The organism is Clostridium brassicae, assembly GCF_026738875.1.
Classification (GTDB): domain Bacteria; phylum Bacillota; class Clostridia; order Clostridiales; family Clostridiaceae; genus Clostridium_H; species Clostridium_H brassicae.
In genome coordinates this window covers 143,307-164,896 of record NZ_JAPQFJ010000007.1, presented here as the reverse complement: position 1 = coordinate 164,896, position 21,590 = coordinate 143,307, and the positions used below count along the sequence as shown (strand labels likewise).

The 21,590-nt window shown below is 27.7% G+C and carries 16 protein-coding genes and 1 other annotated feature (1 of these 17 only partly in view); of the genes, 12 read left to right on the top strand and 4 right to left on the bottom strand.

Translation table 11 applies throughout. The features are described from left to right. Positions 1-91 (top strand) — a binding site (T-box leader); it begins 159 nt to the left of the window's first position. A gap of 46 nt (positions 92-137) precedes the next feature. The 4 genes from pheS (at position 138) to OW729_RS08800 (ending at position 5,799) form a co-directional block, all read left to right on the top strand. After that, positions 138-1,157, top strand: coding sequence for a phenylalanine--tRNA ligase subunit alpha (pheS, locus tag OW729_RS08815; protein ID WP_268061123.1), 1,020 nt, complete (start codon positions 138-140; stop codon positions 1,155-1,157). A gap of 74 nt (positions 1,158-1,231) precedes the next feature. Beyond that, on the top strand, positions 1,232-3,610 hold the full coding sequence (gene pheT / locus OW729_RS08810) for a phenylalanine--tRNA ligase subunit beta (protein ID WP_268061122.1): 2,379 nt from the start codon (positions 1,232-1,234) through the stop codon (positions 3,608-3,610). Positions 3,611-3,701: 91 nt separating this feature from the next. After that, positions 3,702-4,295, top strand: a complete 594-nt coding sequence (locus OW729_RS08805) for a cell division protein ZapA (RefSeq protein ID WP_268061121.1) — start codon at positions 3,702-3,704, stop codon at positions 4,293-4,295. Positions 4,296-4,659: 364 nt separating this feature from the next. Then, entirely contained in the window at positions 4,660-5,799 is a 1,140-nt protein-coding gene (locus OW729_RS08800; RefSeq protein ID WP_268061120.1) for an aminotransferase class V-fold PLP-dependent enzyme, read from the top strand. 222 nt (positions 5,800-6,021) lie between these two features. Here OW729_RS08800 and OW729_RS19485 read toward each other — a convergent pair whose 3' ends face one another. Together OW729_RS19485 and OW729_RS08795 are read right to left on the bottom strand one after the other, a co-directional pair. Continuing rightward, a complete protein-coding gene (locus OW729_RS19485) occupies positions 6,022-6,318 on the bottom strand; it encodes a DUF3343 domain-containing protein (protein ID WP_407647654.1) in 297 nt (98 codons plus the stop codon). 344 nt (positions 6,319-6,662) lie between these two features. After that, positions 6,663-7,511 carry a hypothetical protein gene (locus OW729_RS08795; RefSeq protein ID WP_268061119.1) on the bottom strand — a complete coding sequence of 283 codons (849 nt, stop codon included), beginning with the start codon at positions 7,509-7,511 and terminating at the stop codon, positions 6,663-6,665. A gap of 227 nt (positions 7,512-7,738) precedes the next feature. Here OW729_RS08795 and OW729_RS08790 point away from each other — a divergent pair, with 227 nt between their 5' ends. Further along, complete coding sequence (locus OW729_RS08790; protein ID WP_268061118.1) at positions 7,739-9,322, top strand: ligand-binding sensor domain-containing protein; 1,584 nt, start codon at positions 7,739-7,741, stop codon at positions 9,320-9,322. Between the two features lie 155 nt (positions 9,323-9,477). Here OW729_RS08790 and OW729_RS08785 read toward each other — a convergent pair whose 3' ends face one another. Further along, on the bottom strand, positions 9,478-10,911 hold the full coding sequence (locus OW729_RS08785) for a hypothetical protein (RefSeq protein ID WP_268061117.1): 1,434 nt from the start codon (positions 10,909-10,911) through the stop codon (positions 9,478-9,480). Positions 10,912-11,057: 146 nt separating this feature from the next. Here OW729_RS08785 and OW729_RS08780 point away from each other — a divergent pair, with 146 nt between their 5' ends. The 7 genes from OW729_RS08780 (at position 11,058) to OW729_RS08750 (ending at position 20,355) form a co-directional block, all read left to right on the top strand. Further along, positions 11,058-13,127: a glycosyltransferase gene (locus OW729_RS08780; RefSeq protein WP_268061116.1), complete on the top strand. Its 2,070-nt coding sequence runs from the start codon at positions 11,058-11,060 to the stop codon at positions 13,125-13,127. Positions 13,128-13,390: 263 nt separating this feature from the next. After that, positions 13,391-14,356, top strand: a complete 966-nt coding sequence (locus tag OW729_RS08775) for an NAD-dependent epimerase/dehydratase family protein (protein WP_268061115.1) — start codon at positions 13,391-13,393, stop codon at positions 14,354-14,356. Further along, complete coding sequence (locus OW729_RS08770) at positions 14,353-15,234, top strand: NAD-dependent epimerase/dehydratase family protein (RefSeq protein WP_268061114.1); 882 nt, start codon at positions 14,353-14,355, stop codon at positions 15,232-15,234. Before OW729_RS08775 ends, OW729_RS08770 begins: the two co-directional genes overlap by 4 nt. A 90-nt stretch (positions 15,235-15,324) precedes the next feature. Further along, complete coding sequence (locus tag OW729_RS08765; RefSeq protein WP_268061113.1) at positions 15,325-16,641, top strand: nucleotide sugar dehydrogenase; 1,317 nt, start codon at positions 15,325-15,327, stop codon at positions 16,639-16,641. Positions 16,642-16,746: 105 nt separating this feature from the next. Then, positions 16,747-18,036 (top strand): hypothetical protein, encoded by a 1,290-nt coding sequence (locus OW729_RS08760; protein ID WP_268061112.1) that lies wholly within the window; start codon positions 16,747-16,749, stop codon positions 18,034-18,036. 66 nt (positions 18,037-18,102) lie between these two features. Beyond that, the gene (locus tag OW729_RS08755; protein ID WP_268061111.1) at positions 18,103-19,899 is read left to right on the top strand and encodes a tetratricopeptide repeat-containing glycosyltransferase family 2 protein; all 1,797 of its coding nucleotides are present in this window, start codon (positions 18,103-18,105) and stop codon (positions 19,897-19,899) included. A gap of 12 nt (positions 19,900-19,911) precedes the next feature. Next, complete coding sequence (locus OW729_RS08750; protein ID WP_268061110.1) at positions 19,912-20,355, top strand: DUF6385 domain-containing protein; 444 nt, start codon at positions 19,912-19,914, stop codon at positions 20,353-20,355. Between the two features lie 205 nt (positions 20,356-20,560). Here the strand turns inward: OW729_RS08750 and OW729_RS08745 are convergent, their stop codons facing one another. Further along, complete coding sequence (locus OW729_RS08745; protein WP_268061109.1) at positions 20,561-21,439, bottom strand: DNRLRE domain-containing protein; 879 nt, start codon at positions 21,437-21,439, stop codon at positions 20,561-20,563. Positions 21,440-21,590 lie beyond the last annotated feature (151 nt).

Here is a 21,590-nt window from a genome sequence, read left to right as displayed (position 1 = left end):
ATGAGAGAATTTATATAGTATTGTTTTTAGATTTAAAACAATATTGTTGCAATTAATCAGGGTGGTAACGCGGATAAACTTCGTCCCTTTTGTTGGGGATGGAGTTTTTTTGTATAGTAAGAGAAAGGAGAATAACAATGAGAGAAAAATTAGAAGTTATTAAAAACAATGCTTTAGAAGAAATTAAAAAAGTTTCAAGTAAAGTTGAAATTGAATCACTAAGAGTTAAATATCTTGGTAAAAAAGGTGAGCTTACTCAAATATTAAGAGGTATGGGTGGATTATCAGCAGAGGAAAGACCTATTATAGGTAAAATGGCTAATGAAATAAGAGAAAGTCTAGAAAGTTTTATTACTTCAGCAGCAGAAGAAATTAAAAATAAAGAGAAAGAATCTAAATTAAAGAGTGAAATAATAGATATTTCTATGCCAGGAAAGAAGCAAATAATAGGTAAGAAAAATCCTCTTCAACTAACTTTGGATAGCATATGTGATATATTTATATCTATGGGATTCTCTATAGAAGAAGGTCCTGAAGTTGAAAAAGATTATTACAATTTTGAGGCTTTAAATATACCTAAAAATCATCCAGCAAGAGGAGAGCAAGATACTTTTTACATAAATGAAGATGTAGTTTTAAGAACTCAAACATCTCCAATTCAAATAAGAACAATGGAAAATCAAAAACCTCCAATAAAAATGATTGCACCAGGTAAAGTTTATAGATCAGATGCAGTAGATGCTACTCACTCACCTATATTTTATCAAATAGAAGGTTTGGTTATAGACAAGGGAATAACTTTTGCAGATTTAAAAGGAACTCTTGAAATGTTTACTAAGAAAATGTTTGGAGACAAAATGAATACTAAATTTAGACCTCATCACTTCCCATTTACAGAGCCTTCGGCAGAAATGGATGCTACATGTTTTGTATGTGGTGGAGAAGGATGTAGTGTTTGTAAAAATAGTGGATGGATTGAAATTCTAGGATGTGGAATGGTTCACCCACAAGTTTTAAGAAATTGCGGTATAGATCCAGAAGAATATAGTGGATTTGCTTTTGGATTTGGATTAGATAGAATGGTTATGCAAAAATATGCAATAGATGATATAAGATTATTATACGAAAGTGATATGAGATTCTTAAATCAATTTTAGAAATAAATATATGCTCATTTGGGTTACAGATAAATAGGCAACTTATAGAAAATAATAAACAGGAGGGAATTTTAATGAAAGTACCAGTAAAATGGCTTAAAGATTATGTAGATATAGATTTATCACCACAAGAGCTTGGAGATGCTTTAACTCTTTCAGGTTCAAAGGTAGAAGAAGTTATAGTGACAGGAGATATAATACAAAATGTTGTTACAGGAAAGATAATAGAACTTGAAAAACATCCTGATGCTGAAAAGCTATCTATATGTCAAGTTGACATAGATAAAGAAGAGCCTATACAGATAGTTACAGCAGCAACAAACATGAAAAAAGACGACATAGTTCCAGTTGCACTTCATGGGTCAACATTAGCGGATGGAACAAAAATCAAAAAAGGAAAATTAAGAGGAGAAGTATCTAATGGTATGTTTTGTTCTGAAGAAGAACTAGGAATAGCAGGAGATGAGCCAGTTGTAGGACTTATGATACTTCCTAAAGATACCCCAATAGGTAAGGATATTAAAGAAGTTTTAGATCTTCAAAAATCTATTATAGATTTTGAAATAACATCTAATAGACCAGATTGTTTAAGTGTTGTTGGTATTGCAAGAGAAACAGCTGCAACTTTAGGTAGAGAGTACAAAATCCCAGAAACAGAATATAAAGCTTCATCTTCTAAAAAGATAGAAGATATTATAAAGGTAGAAGTTAAAGACACATTATGTAGAAGATATATGGCTCGTGGAGTTGCTAATGTAAAAATAGAGCCATCCCCACAATGGATACAAGAAAGACTTTTAGAAGCTGGGGTTAGACCTATAAATAATATAGTGGATATAACTAACTTTGTTATGATAGAACTTGGTCAGCCAATGCATGCTTTTGATAAAAGACAAATAACTTCAGGTACTATAGTAGTAGAAAAAGCAAATGATGGAGAGAAATTTACTACTTTAGATGAAGAAGAAAGAACTTTGGATTCAACTATTTTAAATATTAAAGATGGTGATAGAACTATAGCTCTTGCAGGAATTATGGGAGGACTAAATTCTGAGGTTGTAGAGGATACTTCTGAAATTATATTTGAATGCGCTAATTTTGATGGAACAAATATAAGAGTTTCTTCTAAAAAGTTAAATTTAAGGACAGAAGCTTCAGGAAAATATGAAAAAGATCTAGATCCTAATGCAGTAGAAATTGCTATGAATAGAGCTTGTAGATTAATTGAAGAATTAGGTGCAGGAGAAGTTATGGAAGGCACAATTGACGTGTATCCAGAAAAATTAGAACCCCATACTGTAAAAGTCGATAGCATCTGGATTAACAAATTCTTAGGACTTAATCTTTCAAAAGAAGATATGAAAATGTATCTTGATAGACTTGATTTAAAAACAGTTATAGAAGGAGATACATTAGTTGTAAATGTTCCTACTTTCAGATGTGATATAAATATTAAAGAAGATGTGGCAGAAGAAATTGCAAGAATATATGGATATAATAATGTTCCTTCAACTACTCCATATAGTGTAACTGTTAGAGGTGGAAAGAGCGAAAAGCAAATTCTTGAAACAAAAGTTATTGATACTTTAATGGGAAGTGGATTAAATCAATCTATAGCTTATTCTTTTGTAAGTCCTAAAGTTTTTGATAAGATATTAATTCCACAGGATAGTCCTCTTAGAAAAACTGTAAAAATAATGAATCCTCTTGGAGAAGATTATAGTATAATGAGAACCACATCTATACCATCAATGATGGAATCTTTAGGAAGAAACTATTCTAGAAATAATGCTTTAGTTAGATTGTTTGAAATAGGAAAAGTGTATATTCCAAATGAAGATGAAAAAGAGCTTCCAGAAGAAAGAAATATAGTTACTATTGGAATGTACGGAGAAGCGGATTATTTAGATTTAAAAGGAATAGTTGAGAATATACTAGATTCTCTAGGAATTAAAAAAGCTAAATTTACAAGAGAAAGTGAGAATTCTACTTTCCATCCAGGAAAAACAGCAGCATTATATATAAAGAATGAACTTGTAGGAATAGTTGGAGAGATACATCCAGATGTATCTGAAATTTATGAAGTAGAGGAAAGATGTTATGTTGCAGAACTTAATTTAGATATACTATTTAAGTATGCAAATAGGGAAAAGAAATATAGTCCTCTACCAAAATTCCCTGCTGTTACAAGAGATATTGCTATTTTGGTTGATGAAAATATATTAGTTCAAGAAATTGAAGAAACTATAAACAAACAAGGTGGGAATATTCTTGAAAGTGTTCAACTATTTGATGTGTACAAAGGAAAGCAAGTTCCAGAAGGTAAAAAGAGCATAGCCTATGCTTTAGTTTATAGAAGAGAAGATAAAACTTTAACAGATAAAGAAGTTAGTAAAGTACACGATAAAATTGTTAGGGCATTAGAATTTAAGCTTGGTGCAGAACTTAGATAAATCAATTGGATAAATTCATATTTAATAAAGTTATAAAATGTGATAGAATATAAGTAAGAATTTTCTTGAATTTATCTAAGAGGGTGTTCAGATGAATAAAGTAACTGTAAAGATAAATGGTTCTGAATATAATTTAAAGGGTGATGAAAAAGAAGAATATTTACATAAAGTAGCAATGTATGTAGATAAGAAAATTACTGATATATTAAAGATGAACGATAAGCTTAGTATATCAGATGCAGCTGTTCTCACAGCAGTTAATGCAATAGATGAATTGTTCAAGTGCGGAGAAGAGATAGAGATTGTAGATAAAGAGTTAGAGGAATCTAAAAAAGAGCAAAGAAGACTCCTATCTCAAGCAGAGGACTTGAAACGTCATATTAAAAATCTAGAAGAATATAATGCTGAACTTCAAAGCAAGCTTGAAAGTAGTCAAGATGGCGAATACTTAAAGCAATTTGAAGAAGAGAACAGAAGATTGAATGAAGAAATGGAAATTATAAAAGACAAAACGAAACAATATCTTAAAGATAAAAATGATTTAAAGTCTGAAAATAAGGAATTAAAATTTCAAGTTCAATCTGCTAAGTATAAGATTATGGATTTGCAGAATAGGTTAATAGAGAATCAAATAGACCTAGTAAAGATGAAGAAACAGGAAAATCCACTATTGAATGTAAAGTAATAAAAATATGCTATGAGAAATTATTGAATTACTATAACTAAAATATATTCAATAAATAAGATTAAGTTTTAAAAACAAAATAGAATATTAGTAAAATCGCTGTAAGATGTATTATTTGCAGCGATTTTTTTCTTATGATTCAGATTAATGATGTATCAGTATTTATAAACAGATTCCTTGGTTTCTAGTCGATTTTTATCTAGCTCAAAATTATTAATAGACTTTTCGAATAAATATATTAAAAAAATTCTAAAGGTAGATATCATCATAAAAAGTAGTAAAATTTCACATATACACATAATAGTATATTATTAGGATTAATAAAATATATTTTCATTAAATAATATATTTGGAGGATAATAATATGATATATCTAGACAATGCGGCTACTAGTTTTCCTAAACCTCAAAGCGTTTATGATGAAATATTAAACTGTATGAAAAATTATGCTGCAAATCCAGGAAGAAGTTCACATGATATGGCTATAAAAGCGGAAATGAAAATTATGGAGACAAGAGAAGAAATAAGTAACCTATTTAATATAAGTAACCCTCTTAGTGTAATATTTACAAGTAATGCAACAGAATCTTTAAATATAGCAATAAAAGGGCTTGATAAGAAAGGTGCTCATTTTATAAGTACTACTATAGAACATAATTCAGTACTAAGACCCTTAAATAGTATAAGTAGAAAAGGTGGAGAAGTTACTTTACTTGGAGTAAATAAGGAGGGGTATATTGATATAAAATCTCTGAAAAAATATATAAAGAAGAATACAAGAGCTATAATAGTAAATCATGCCTCTAATGTCTTAGGAACTATACAAAATATAAAAGAAATAGGGAGTATAACAAAAGAAGAAGGAATAATTTTTATTGTAGATGCTTCTCAAAGTGCAGGAGTTATTCCAATAGATGTGGTTCGTGATAATATTGATATATTGGCTTTCCCAGGACATAAGGGACTGTTTGGACCACAAGGAACAGGGGGAATATATATTAAAGAAGGGATTGATATTAAAAGTTATACAGAAGGGGGTACAGGTAGTCAGTCTAATTTAATAAGTCAACCTAAGTTTTTACCGGATAGATTTGAAAGTGGAACAAGAAATACTCCTGGAATTGTTGGACTTTGTGAGGGAATAAAATTTATAAAGAAAATTGGTATAAATAATATAAGAAAGCATGAAAGTATGTTAGTAGAATATTTAATAGAAGAACTAGAAAAAATGCCACAAGTTACAATTTATGGCGGAAACAATTATAAAGATAGAGCGGCTGTGGTTTCTATAAATATAGATGGTGTAGATAGTGCGGATGTAGGGTATTTATTGAATGAGAAAGGGATTGCAGTGAGAACAGGATACCATTGTGCACCTTTAATTCATCCTATTATAAGAACAGTAAATAAAGGTACTGTAAGAATAAGTCCAGGATATTTTAATACTATAGAAGATATAGATGAATTAATTAAAACTTTAATAGAAATAGCTAAAAAAGATTAAACATGATCTTAGGGATACTAAAGTAAGTTTACATTCTTTTAAAACAGAACCTAAATATAATATGTAGAATGATTTTGCAAAATGATATATAAGCAAAATAAATATAAAATAGTAAATTGCTTAAAATTTTAATTTTCATGGTGAATTTATTAAGCATGCTACAAAATAAAGCTATTATGAAAAGTTAAGATTTATATTTTATATTTATTTTGCTAAAATAAATTATGGGGCAATTTTGGTGTAATCAATCTTGCATCCATTGTAAGTTTTTTTATATATTCCTAAAATATCTATATTACTATTCTTTATTTCTTCTCTTATATGATCCAAATCGTAATCATTAAATTTAATAGCTCTTGCGCACCCTTTTGTGATTAGGCAAGGAGCTGAAATTATTCTTATATTATATCCTTTACTTCGTAGTATATTAAGCAGAGCTAAGCTTTCGTTAGGAGATTTAAATATTATTATATAATGCTCATCTTTTTTTATGATAATACACCTCTTTTGATAAAGCATATTATTTTAGTATAACTTTATCTAATATAAAATATGAAGTAACTATAAATTATGTTATTTAAAATATAACCTAAAAAACTTAATTTTAAGTAAAAAATGATTTTATAATTAATTTGATAAAATTAACTACTTAATAGTTCTAATACCATATAATTGGGTTTAAATAAAATCCTAATAGATTATAAAAAGAAGGTCATGTAATACTATTCCAAAACAAATACCCCTATGTTAGACATAGAGGTTTGTGATGAACAGTTATTTTACCTTCTTATGGAGGTTTAAAGTTCATTTGAACATTAATAGCTGTTATATAGGTTATTACCTATAGTATAGTTTTTGATAAACTAATCATCTAAAGGACATTCAGGATCAAAATCCTTAAATGGAAAATCTAGTTTACTAAAGAATTCGCAAGGGTCATCAATATCTTCTTGGCAAGGGTTTTCTTCTACTAAACAATCTCCAGAAGTCTCTACTAACATATTGGCAATTCTATATGTTTTTATAATAGAGAATAGTCCTATAGTAGCATTAATTGGTTTTGATGTATCAGAAGGAGTGCCAAAATCAAGTTGTAATAAACATCCCTCTACTTGAACTAAAGCAAATGGTTTTTCATTTGAATAAGGTCCACATGGCTCATATAAACTATTACAAAAAGCTATATCTACACAGTCATCGTTGCATTTACAAATATCTCCGCCAAATAATATTACGGTTTTTTCCCATGTAGTACATGCAAGGATACTGTCTACAGGAACGTAGGTTCCAGATACATCCTCTTCAAGTGGTACTGGAGTAGTTCCTCTAAAGAAATTGATAGGATAGGTAAATTTATATCTTATAGTAATTTTCCAGTAACCCTGTTGACCAACTCCACAGCATGCATTTAGTGGTTCTATACTTACTATACAGCACTCAGATACGCTAAATTTACCTGCTAATTTTACTGAAGTAACATCAAGTGGTACTGAAAGTAAATCCCCAGGTTCAAAAACAAAGTTGTCATTTTCATCGATTCTAACTGTTTTCTCTCCACATAAACGTGCAGAGTCTATAAGTCTACTATTTTCTGATGGTATAGGACTCAAACAATCACGTTGAGTACAAATATCGCATACCTTTTTTGCTATAATACATTGAGATTCTGTAGTACAATTATTTGTGTCTTTTACTTCAACGGTATTCTCCATAACAATCCTCCTCTTGCAAAGATTAACGTATAAGTATTGCTTCACATTAATATATTATGTGGCGTAATAATATGTGTGATTATTTATTGAAGAAAATAATTTTAAAATTTAAGTAATATTTTTATTATTATATGATATATTTTTATAAGAGAAGCAATTTAAATGAGGGGATTTTTATAGTAATAAATAATAAAGATTTTTATATAATTAAACAATCTGATGGTACTGTGTGGAAGTTTTGTTTTCATGAGAAACTTGGACTATCCTATAGAATTTTAATAGATAATAAATGGTCAGAACCTAATGTAATAAGTAAAAATAGTAGTGATAATTTTTCTGTAGTGTTATTTCCAAATGATAGTATATATGTTTTATATCAGAACTTAGATAATAATATAATTTTGTGTGTATATAGTGAACAACAATGGAAAGAAAAACAAATCCTTGAGAATACCAAAAAGGATAAGTTACAAACTTATTTTAAAGCTATATTAAATGAAAATAAAATGCATATTCTATACAGTATATCAAATAAGGAAACTCAAGTAGCCACATTCTTTCATCAAGTAGTTGATGAGAATATCAATTTATCTAAGCCTAAAGTTATAGATACAGTAAGTATCTATGGAAGCAGACCTTTTATTATTCATGTTTCTAAAGATAATAGGGTTTTAATTATGTATCAAAAATCTATGGACAAATATCAACTTGGCTATAGAGAATTAAAAAATAATCTTTGGTCTAATTTTCACATTATAGAAAAAAATATATATCCTTATTTAGACTACTCTTTATTGGCATTTAATGAAAATATTCATTTTCTATATATAAAAACTAATAAAAACAGTAAAGTATTGGTTTATTGTAATGGAAAATACCCTAGGTTTAACCGTAATGAACTATTTGAAAGTGTAAATATAGATTCTTGTTCATTATTTATATTGAAAGATAATATTTGGATCAATTGGATAGATAAAAATAATGTATATAGTTCTTTTTCTATAAATAATGGTAAAAAATTTAGTATGCCTCCTCACTATGAAGTTATAGATTTTAAGGAAATTATAAAATCTAGTTATATTTCAAATTTGAATGTAGATAAGGAATCTATTATAATAGATCAGGTTTATATTGAAAATAAAGATAAGTTAAATTATATAATGCTTTCTAATATATATCCATATATATATACTACTTCTAAGACTATTGAAAACAAAAAATATAATAGTTACTGGATTTATATTAAAGATTATATGAGCAAAGCTTATGAACAAATATCAAACTTTGAAAAAATGGTTAAACAAAAAGAAAGACTAATTTCACAACTTAAATTTAATTTAGAAGATGAAAAATCACAAATAGATATGTATAAGAGTAAATGTAGTATTATTGAAAAGAAATATGATGAATATGAAAAAAGTAAAGAGTTAATGATTGATAACATAAACTCTCTTCAAGAAAATTTAATGGAAAGAGACAAAAAAATTAATGAATTAGAGGATATAAATTTGGAAAAAGAAAATCAGGTTATCTCCTTAAATAAGAAAATAAATGAACTTGAAAAGAGCATACATTCTTTAAAAGAGGAGTTTTTGAATCATAAAGACAAGGTTTCTCAATTAGAGGACATTAATTCTCTTAAAGAGAATGAGATAGGTTTTCTTAGAAACAATATAGAATTGCAGAATAGTAAAATTGTTAAATTTGAAGAGGAATCAGAAAATTTAAAAAAACACATAGATAATTTAGAGTTTGAACTGAAATCTTCTAATACATCAATATTTAAAAAAATATTTGGTAATAATAACTAAAAAGGAAATTGTATGATTTTAAAATGGTATAACAAAATACAAGTTTTATTGTTCACTGCTTCGAAATTTTCTCTTTTAAAGCTATTTACAATAAAACTTGTATTTTGTACTTGAAATTTTTAATTATCCAATTTTCTCAGTTAATAATTTTATATTTATTTCTTTAATAAGCTATATAAATTTTTTATTGTAGCTTCTTTTTCTTCGATTATTTTTAATAAAGATTGGATATTATTATTTTTAGTTATTAGATTATCATTAATTTTTGATTTTAGATTATGAATCTCCATCTCATAAGAAATTATATCATTAGTTAACTTCTGTTCTTTTTTTAATTTATCTGATTTTAGTTTCTTTATTATTAATTCACAATCATTCAAGTCATTTTTTAGCGAATTTATTTGAGATAAAAGGTATGAATTCATAGAATTGATTTTATCAATAGTTTTATTTTTTTCACAAATTATTTCTTCATAATTTATTTTTGAAAGTGAGGATGAGTCAAAATACAAATTAGTATTACTACTAGGTAGCTTATAAATAGACGAATTTATATTATTCAACTTGTAAGCAGTATTCAATTTATGAGGAGTTTCTAATTTGTGTTGGATCAAGGAGTATATGTGTTCAATACAGTAGGTATACATATTGTTAATTTTAAAATTGGAATTGGGTGGAATAGTGTATATATATGCGTATGCTCCTGTAGTATTTTCATTAATATTTAAAGTATATTCTTTACTCCAGTGAGTAAGAGTGCCAGAAAATTTATAAACTATATTATTGCCATGACTCCACATTATATAGGTATAATTTTCTTTATAAAAAATTAACGGTTTGAAGGAGTTTAAGGTATTATCAGAAATAACAATATCTTTAGACCAAGTACAATTAGAATTATTAAAATCTTTGTATTTTATTAAGGTTTGAATATTTTTATTTATTGATTTATTATAAGAAATTATTCCTATGTTGCGAGGGGTTATGAAAAAATTTAAGTTATGTGCATTTTCAATAAAAATATTTTTATCAAAATCTTCCCATAGGTTAGAATTTAAGTTGAATTTTTTTATTTTATAATTATGGTTGCAATAATTATCACAATAAAGCATGTATATATTATTATCATTAGTATCTAAAAAATAGGGACAAATATACTTTGGACAATTTATTTCAATCATTTTTTCATCAAGGCAATTATTATTACAAAAATAATAGTGGCATAAAAGAGACTTGTTTTTATATAGAAGGTCTGTTTTATAAAATATATGTATGTTATTTTCAATAGCTTTTATATCCAATGTATCTGGGAAAAAGTTATCTTTAATAGTAACTACATTAAAATACTTAGATTTAGAAGAATATACTGTATAATTAAGAATTCCATCATAAGTTAGATATATCAAATGTACATTTCCTTTTTTATCAACATCTAAGGCATAGTTTATTATATCCTCATCTAAAATAAATTCTTTTAATTTTTTACCTTTAATGAATTTTTCAGAAGCTAATTTTTTATTATCAATATAGAATTTTGACAATTCATTTTCAGAAGTTTTAATAATGTAAATTCTTTTACTAGATAGCACAAATTTTCACCTCAAATAATTAATAATACTTCTTCTATAATTTATGAGAGATGAGAGTAGATTATTATAGTATATTTTTATCACACTGTACTATTTTTCATATTATATAATGTAGAAATTTTATGAGTAGGGGGTATATAGTATTCATGGATAGAAAGAAAATAGTTTTTTTTGTCTTGCCAGGATTAGATAGTTTTATTAATGATATAATCAATTTTTTGTCTGAAGACTATAATACAAAGAAAGTAATTGTGACTAATTACAATCAAATTAATGAGGGGATGGAATGGGCAGATATTTGTTGGTTTGAGTGGTGTGATATACTTGTTGCTTATGGAAGTAATCTTGATATATCTAAAGATAAAAAGGTTATATGTAGACTGCACAGCTATGAAAGTTTTACAGATAGTATATATAAAGTAAATTGGAGCAATGTAGATAAATTAATATTTGTAGCTAACAGCATAAGAGATATTGTGTTAAGTAAAATCAAGATTAATAAAGAAAAAACCATAGTCATTCCAAATGGAGTTGATTTAGAGAGATATACTTTTAAAGAGAGAATGGATGGATTTAATATAGCCTTCATAGGATATATGGATTTTAAGAAAGGGCCTATGCTCTTATGTCAAACATTTAAAAAGATTTTTGATAAAGATAATAGATATAAGCTTTATATTGCAGGAAAATTTAATGAAGAAAGATATTTGTTGTACTTTAAACAGATGATAAGGGAAATGGGTCTTGAAGATAATGTTATATTCGATGGCTGGCAAAATGATATTAATAAATGGCTTGAAGACAAGAATTATATATTATGTACAAGTGTTCTTGAATCGCAAAATATGAGTGTGATGCAAGCAATGAGCAAGGGTATTAAACCGATTATTCATAATTTTGTTGGAGCAAAAGAAATTTATCCTAAACAATATGTATGGAACTCAGTAGATGAGGTAGTAAATATGCTTAATAATGGAGAGTATTCTTCAATAGAATATAGGAATTTTGTAGAAAGTAAATTTGAATTAACTAAAACAAACTATAGAATTCTCAAAGAAGTTATAGAAAAAGAAAAGGCTGGTAATTCAGGCTACAAAATAATTAAAAATGGTATAGAAGAAAAAAGTGAAGATATGAATATTCGGTATGAAATTGATTTATATAATAGGGAAGAGAATGAGATGGAAGGAGAACTAATCTACAAACACAATAATAATAAGGATAAAATAACAGTTGTTACACCTATGTATAATGCTAGTAGATTTTTAGAAGAGCTTTTTAGGTGCATAAGCAAGCAAACTATCGCAACTAATATAGAATGGATATTAGTTGATGATGGTTCTAGAGATAATAGTTTACAGAAATCTATTGAATTAGGCTCTAAGTACAAAGAATTAATAGGATCAATAAAAATATATAAAATGAAGAGAAATTTTGGAGCTACTTCTGCATTATACTTTGGATTTGAAAATTCTTCTACAGATTATGTGGCTTGGATAAGTGCAGATGATTTATATGTAGATGAGGATAAGTTAGAAGAAGATATAAGTTTATTAAGTAGCAATAATTATGATGTAGTTTTTTCAAATAAAATGATGGTTGGAGAAAATTTTAAAAATGCTGAATTATTAATTATGAACAAAGATACTTGTAATTTCATAATATCTAAAGAGACCATAAAAAAATTAGCTTATTTAACTTATTTTAATCCTATAAATGGAAGTAGCCTTGTTTTTAGTAAAAAAGCTTATGAAAAATGTGGTGGTTTTGATAAGAAATTAATAAATGTTGATGGAGATTGGGATCTGTTAAGTAGAGCATTCTTGTGTAATTTAAGATTTATTTATGATGACAAGAGAGTATTTAATACATCTCATATAGAACAAATTTCAAAAAATAAAAAAATTATGTTAGTAGGATCAAGTATAACCAGATTGAGAGTTTTGCATATATTGAAAGATAGGAGTAAATTAGATGAATTTTTATCTAATTTAATAAAGAGTAAACCTATAAATGATAATGTCCTAATGATAAGACCTATATTTAGTTATTTTTTACTTCAATTTTGTGAGAAAAAGGTTGCTGATGAATATAGTAGTTTTACAAATAAGATTGAAACTATTTTTGGCAAAAATAACTTAGAAGAAATATTAAATACTTCTAAAAAGCTTATGGATAGTCAAGCTTTTAGAAAGTTTAAGAGCTTTATAAAATAATTTAATTTTATCGATGTCTACCGCCAGTAATACTCCGATACACTCTGTGAAAGCTATTCACACCAAATCAAAGATTTGGGTTCTCTGCTTTTCGAAAGGTTGGAGATAAATGGCGCTAAGACTATGGATAATGGTTTACCCTAAAGGATAACGACTTCTAAGGAGTAAAACTCCTAAGAATTCTGTTAATAAACTTTAGGTGGAGTTTAAAACTTCATCTAAAGTTAAGAATCCTATTTATAAAAAATTAGGAGATGATAGATTTGAAGGATATTATTTTAGTAACAGGTGGTTTAGGTTTTATAGGAAAAAAGCTTGTAGAAAAATTAAAAGATGAATATAAGGATTGTAAGATAGTTGTTCTAGATCAATATATAAGAGATTATGATGATTATATAAGGTCTGATATTATTGATTTTGGTGAACTATATTCAAATATAAAAAGAATGAATGGTAATATAAAATGTATAATACACGCGGCTAGTGAGGTTGGAAGAATAAATGGAGAAGAACATCCATGGAAAATGATTGATTCATCAGTAAAAGGAACTTTAAACCTTATAAATATTGCCTTAGAAAACAATTCTAAATTTGTATATTTTAGTACTTCTGAGGTTTATGGTGATATTTTTGATGAAAAGGAAGTTATTGAAGAAGATATGTTAAAGGTAAGCCCTCTCATATTGAATAATGTTTATGCAATGAGTAAGTTATTTGGTGAAAGTTTAGTTAGGCATTATGTAAAAAATTATGGATTAAAGGGGCTATCTATAAGACCATTTATGGTTTATGGATCTGGGGTATATTCATCAAAATATAAATCTGCTTTAGATATTTTCATATGGAATTTGATGAATGGAAAGGGAATTAAGGTAGATGAAAATTGCGTTAGATCTTGGTGTCATATAGATGACTTTGTTAATGGGCTATTGTTAGTTATCAAAAATCATGATTTTAACAAAAATATTTATGAAGCGTACAATATAGGAAATAACAAGGAATACAAAACTATAGAAGAAACGGCTCATCTTATTGCAAAAAAATTAGGAGCAGATACTAATCTAATTAAAAAACAAGAATTCGATGGAAAATTTAAATCACAAAGCAAGTACTTCAATACAGAAAAATTAGATAAATTTGGTTTCAAACCAGAAATTACTATTGAGCAGGGAATAAATGAAATGATAGATTGGTATCAATATGTTAAGGGTATGGAAGAGAAAAAATGATTGCTGTAATAGGAGCTAGTGGTTTTATAGGTAAAAATATTCAGTTAGTATTAAAAGAATATTATAAGGGAAAATGCTCAGAATTCATCATGGTGTATTTTCACAATTTTCACCAGATTGACGAGTGTTTTAGGAAAATGAGTTTTGAAAAGTTTATTAATGATGCTAGATTATACAATGAAATAGATACTATTATAATTACTTCAGGTAACAGTAATAGAAATATAAATAGTTGTGATTTTAGTACATTTCTAAAAAAAGATACAGAGTATATATTGAAATTGAAAGATAAATTTAATTGTAATTTGATTCTTCTATCTAGTGGAGCTGTTTATGATGGTAACTCAGGTATAGTAGGTGAAGAAACAAATACTATGCCTAATAGCTTATATGGAATATGCAAGTATAATTCAGAAATGGTTGCTAAATATGTTATAGATAAGTTAAATAATAAAAAATTAATTATTTACAGGCTAATGTACGCTTATGGGAAGTTTGAAAAAAGTAATAGACTTTTTCCATCGATAGCTTTAAAAATTAAATCAGAAAAAGTATTTAATGTAAATGGATATAATAACTATTTAAATCCACTGAGTGGAGAATTTGTAGCAAGAGTTTTTATAGAAACAGCATTAAAGATGAATGATTTTCCTAGATTCGATATTATTAATCTAGCTAGTTTAAAGAAATTTAAATTAGTGAAGATACTACAAATAATGAGAAAGCAAAAGGGTTTAAGATATAGGTTAGTGTCTGAAGAACCCTGCCTTGAATATATATTATCAACTGATAAATTAGAACACTATCTAAATAAATTAGATATAGATGAAGAAGATATAGAAAAAAATATAATTAAGTATATAGATGATTTGTTTTAAGAAATGGCTATGTTTTAATTAATTATTGAATATAGATAATTTTTTAGAATATAGCCATAGATATCCTAAAAATAAGAGGAGTGTTACAGCATGTCTAATAAGGATGTTTTAATAGAGCGGATAGAAAATAAAAGTGCTGTTATAGGGGTTATAGGTTTGGGATACGTTGGACTACCTCTTGCAGTTGAAAATGCTAAATTTGGATATGAGGTTATAGGATTTGACATTCAATCAAATAAAGTACAAATGGTAAATGAATGTCAAAATTATATAGGAGATGTATTAGATTCCGATCTAAAAGAAGCGGTTAAAAGAGGAAAACTTAGAGCAACTACAAATTTTGATTTTGTATCTGCTGTAGATATCATATTAATTTGTGTACCAACTCCCTTAGATGAATATCAGCAGCCAGATATAAGCTATGTGAAAAAATCTACAGAGGCTGTTTCGGAACATCTTCATAAAGGAATGTTAGTAGTACTTGAAAGTACTACCTATCCAGGGACAACAGAAGAATTGTTATTGCCAATTCTTGAAAAAAAGTCTGGTTTGAAATGTGGTGAAGATTTTTATCTAGTATTTTCACCAGAGAGAGTAGATCCAGGAAATGCAGTATATAAAACTAAAAATACACCTAAGGTAGTTGGTGGTGTAGGGAAAGACAGTACAACAATAGCCGCTGCATTATACAGAAATGTTTTGGATGGACAAGTGTTCGAAGTATCTAGTCCAGCAGTAGCAGAAATGGAAAAGATTTTAGAAAACACTTATAGAAATATAAATATTGGATTAATAAATGAAATGGCTATTATTTGCAACAAAATGAATATAAATATATGGGAAGTCATAGAAGCGGCAAAAACAAAGCCATATGGATTTCAAGTATTTTATCCTGGACCAGGATTAGGGGGACATTGCATACCTTTAGATCCATATTATTTAACATGGAAAGCAAGAGAATATGGATATCATACAAGGTTGATAGAAACTTCTGGTGAAATAAATAATTTTATGCCTCAATATATACTACAAAGATCTTCTAAAATATTAAATAGGTTTAAAAAGCCACTAAAGGATTCAAAAATTCTAATATTGGGGGTAGCTTATAAAAAAGATATAGATGATTATAGAGAGAGCCCTGCACTTAGAGTTATAGAAGCATTTGAGAAAGAAGGGGCAGATATTAAATTTAATGATCCTTATATATCAAATTTAAAGTATAAGTCTAAGGAGTATAGTGGAATACAATTGACAGAAAAGGTTCTAAAATCAGCAGATCTAGCTATTATTATTACAGATCATACAATATATAACTATGATTTTATTCAAAGAAATTCCCAATTTATATTTGATACTAGAAATGCAATGAAAAATGTAATCAATAAGAAAAATATAGAGATTTTATAAAAATAAATAAACTTGTCCAAATTTGGTAGCACTTAATAAACTTTCTTCATATTATGTAATGAAGCTTTGAAAAAGTTTCAATTTTAAAATAGGAAGTGACTAGCTTTGGCTAATAGTATAGTTTTTTCAAATTCTGCTGAGCAACTCAAAACCTCAGTGTTTGGATATGACGGAAGTAATTATCAACCCCTTAAAGTTAATGAATATGGAGAATTATATGTAAATATAGGAACTATAAGTGAGATAGAATCCATTACTAATGGAACAGTAGATGTAACAGAAGTAACATCATTGACTAGTGGAACAATAGCAAAAGTAAGCTCAATCACAAATGGAACGGTAGATGTAACACAAATAACTTCATTGACAAGTGGAACAGTAGATGTAGCAGAAATAACATCATTGACTAGTGGAACAATAGCACAAGTAAGTTCAATCACAAATGGAACAGTGGATGTAACACAAATCACATCATTGACAAATGGAACAGTAGACGTAACAGAAGTAACGTCATTAAATAGCGGAACAATAGCAAAAGTAAGCTCAATCACAAATGGAACGGTAGATGTAACACAAATCACATCATTGACAAGTGGAACAGTAGATGTAGCAGAAATAACATCATTGACTAGTGGAACAATAGCACAAGTAAGTTCAATCACAAATGGAACAGTGGATGTAACACAAATCACATCATTGACAAATGGAACAGTAGACGTAACAGAAGTAACGTCATTAAATAGCGGAACAATAGCAAAAGTAAGCTCAATCACAAATGGAACGGTAGATGTAACACAAATAACTTCATTGACAAGTGGAACAATAGCACAAGTAAGTTCAATCACAAATGGAACAGTGGATGTAACACAAATCACATCATTGACAAATGGAACAGTAGACGTAACAGAAGTAACGTCATTGACTAGTGGAACAATAGCACAAGTAAGTTCAATCACAAATGGAACAGTGGATGTAACACAAATCACATCATTGACAAACGGAACAGTAGACGTAACTCAAATCACATCATTAACTAGTGGAACAATAAATGCAAACATTAGTGATAGATATTTTGAACAGACATCTGAAACAGTTTCAACTATAGCATTAGCTACGCCTCAATATGGTACAGCAGTAGATACTTCTAAGATGCAAGATACTACTTGGTATATTAAAAAGGTTGCAGGTGGAACACAGCCAGTAACAGTAAGTCTTGCAGTATGTCCAGAAGAAAATGGAACCTATGTTTTAATAGGTGAAACAGCTACTGTAGGAGCTATTGGAAGTGCACAAGTATTAACCAATGCTTATTATATGCATTATACAAAAGTTTATTGTACTACTGCAGCTGGAACAGATCAAAGCGTACAAGTTTTCTTTAACGGTAGATATTAATGATTTAGCCGAGAAGTACCTTCGGGCACTTCTTGGCTTATTTGAAATAGAGGTGAATGTACAAGAATGAGTAATGAAATAAGTTTATGTATGATTGTTAAAAATGAAGAAGAGAACCTAGGAAGATGCCTTAAGAGTGTAAAAGATATGGTTGATGAAATAATAGTTGTTGATACAGGTTCTATAGATAAAACAGTAGATATAGCTAAAGAATATGGGGCAAAAGTTTATTATTTTAAATGGTGTAATAATTTTAGTGCTGCAAGAAATGAATCTTTGAAATACGCTTCTAAGGATTGGATTCTTATTATGGATGCAGATGACGAATTTTGTAATGGAGATAAAGAGAAGTTTATTAATTTGATTAACAGTGATTTAAAAGAAAATGCAATTGGATTTTTTGAAACATTGAACTATTTTGGCAGTTCTATATCAAGTAGTAATATATCAGTGAATTTAAACCCTAGGCTTTTTAAAAATAATTATGGATATGCTTATGAGGGAGAGGTTCACAATCAATTAGTTAATAAAGAACATGAGACAGAGGGTATAACTTATCCTATAAGAATATACCATTATGGGTATTTAGATAAAAATATAGTATCAAAGGATAAGAGAAAAAGAAATATTCAGTTACTTGAGAATCAAATAAAAAAAGATCCCTATAATAAGTTTTCTTATTTTAATTTAGGAAATGAATATTTTTCATTAGATGACAAAAAAACAGCTTTGGAAAACTATTATAAGGCTTATGAGAATTTTGAATCTAACGCAGGGTATGCTTCTAGGTTAATAGAAAGAATAGTTATATCTAATTATGATTTGAAGTATTATGATAAAGCCTTAGAATTTATAGATATAGGAATGAAGTATTATCCACAATTTACGGATTTATATTATTTAAAGGGCATTATATTAGAAGAACAAGACAAACCTACTTTAGCTATAAAGGCTTTTGAAAAATGTATAGAATTAGGGGAAGCTCCACCTGTATTTAAGTCTATATATGGAGTTGGAGGTTTTAGAAGTTTTCATGAAATGTCTAAAATCTATATGAATTTGAAGGATTATGACACTGCCTATAAATATTGTGTAGAAACTATAAGATCTAAACCAGATTTTTTGGTACCTTTATATAATATTATGCATATACTAAAAGAGAAAAAAATAGATTTACCAGAATTTAAAAACATTATAGAAAGCTTTTTTACAGATTTTCCAAGAGAATATCCCATAGTTGCAGATTTGTTTTATATGATAGGCTATTATAATACAGCTTTAGAGTATATAGAAAAATGCGAAGAGGAGAAAATGCTCTCGGAAAATCTTAAAATTTTTAAGGTTAAATGTTTGGTTTATTCTTCTAAAATTGATGAATGTATAGAGTATACAAGCGATATTTCTGAAAATAATTTATACTATTTTCAGATTATGATGTATAGAGTAGTTTGTTATATAACTAAAGATAGATATGATTTAGCTTTAGTTACAGCTAATCAATTTAATGATAGTAATTTGTCAAATTATAATAAAAAAGTAGTGCAAGTTTATAGACAATTGATAAATTTATTTACCAATAAAGCTACTACTATCTTATCTGAAGATGAAAATATGAAAGATTTTACACCTTCTATTTTTGAAATTTGTGAAATATTTCTCATGAATAAAGAGTTTGATAAGTTTGAAAAGTCTTTAAACTTACTAAATTTAGTAAGTGATAAGTCAGTTCTTTTGCAGTTAAGCAAACTGTATTATAAATATGGGTATATCGATATGGCAAAAAAAGAGATGATAAGATCTATAAAACTCTTTGATGTTATTGATAGGGAAGGGGCAAATATATTGAAGGGGATTTTAAATTAGGAGTGATTTAAGATGTTGACTCAATCTCCAAAAATATATACAGAAGACGAGAAAATGATAGAGGTAGGAGAAGATATACTAAACTGGTTAGAATCATATACACCTCCACCTCTAGGTACTAATGTCAATATGGTAGGTAGAAAATTTGAAGAATATGAACTTGTAATAACAACTTCTAGTAGTTTTCAATACACTAATCCATTTGATACTTCTCAATACTCTACAGTTACTTTTTTTGTGAAAAATACAGGTAGCAATCCTGCCAAAGTTAGGCTTCAGATAAGCCCTAAACAAACAGAAGTAGATTATGGATATGTAGATGATAGTCCAATTGTAAATGTTGGAGCTGGAGAAATAGTAGCTCTAGTTCCTATGATTTTTGGCAAATATACAAGGATAGCTTATAAATCAGATATTTCTACTGATCTAGAGATAATAATGCAAGCCCATATTTAATATATTTTTAGACAAATAAGTATAAGGTATATTTACATTTAGAATTAAGGTTTAATAAATCATTTATTCTAGCTTATATTTAGTAAACTGTTGACTAGTATAATAAGTTAATTATAAGACTAAAATTCTAAATGTGAATATTTGTCTTAAACTATAAAATCATGGACAAGCTAATAAAAAAATGCCCTTTATAGGGCATTTTTTATTAATATCTGAGAGTTTTATATATCTTAATAGTAGCATCCTCATTATCAAGATTATTAACATTAGTAACTTGATAGTGAATAAATTTTAATCTAGCATAATTCATATAACCAATTGAAGTCAAAGTAGCAGTTTCATCAGGACCAAGAATACATGGGCTTCCGTATATGAAATTGTTGTTTATCCAAGTATTCATATCATTACTGATTTCTATGACTACAGAAACGGTACCAGGACCTTCATTTTTGATTCCAAAAGTGGCTACATTAGGTCCTAAAGGAATTACCATAGAAGTAATAGATTCATCGTCTCCTGAAAACTCAAGTATTTCCTCATCATAAGCAACAATATTCTGAGTAAGCTCATAATTTACTTCTATTACTGGTTGAGTGTTAGGAGATGGAGACACTCTACTTCCAAAAGCAGTAAAAGAATATTGAGTATCTAAACCTTCTAATAATACACCAAAGTTTTGCTGAGGAAAAAGTTTCCACTGACTTAAAATATTTGTTATATCCCATTGAACATAAGTGTTTAATTGAGAAGTTATATCTAAAGTTGCTAAAGGAATTGGGTCAAAAGAAGGTATAGTAGAATAACTAACAGTATTTTCATCAAAATTATCTAATAGCTTGTACAATTTTGTTGGTTTTATAATATTTGGAACATCATTTCTTTTTATATATAATTTTAAATAAGCTGAGGTTATAGTGCAGTTAACAGGTAAAGGTAACATATTAAATTTTAATAAACTTTTGTAGATATCTGAAGCACTTGTATATCTACCAGAATAAAGAGTTCCTGTGTCGGGAAAATGGACTGTTGGGCTTGCTAATGATACATAAGCATTTGAATCACATTCTAAAATTAAAGATGCCATAAATTACACTTCCTTTTTATAATAAAGGTTTAACATAGTTAAATACAACCATAATAGTTAAGGTTATATCCCATAATTATAATATGCAGTTTGAGAAATAGTTGTGATGATAAAGAATTATAATAATTAGAACCAAACAAAATAAACTAAC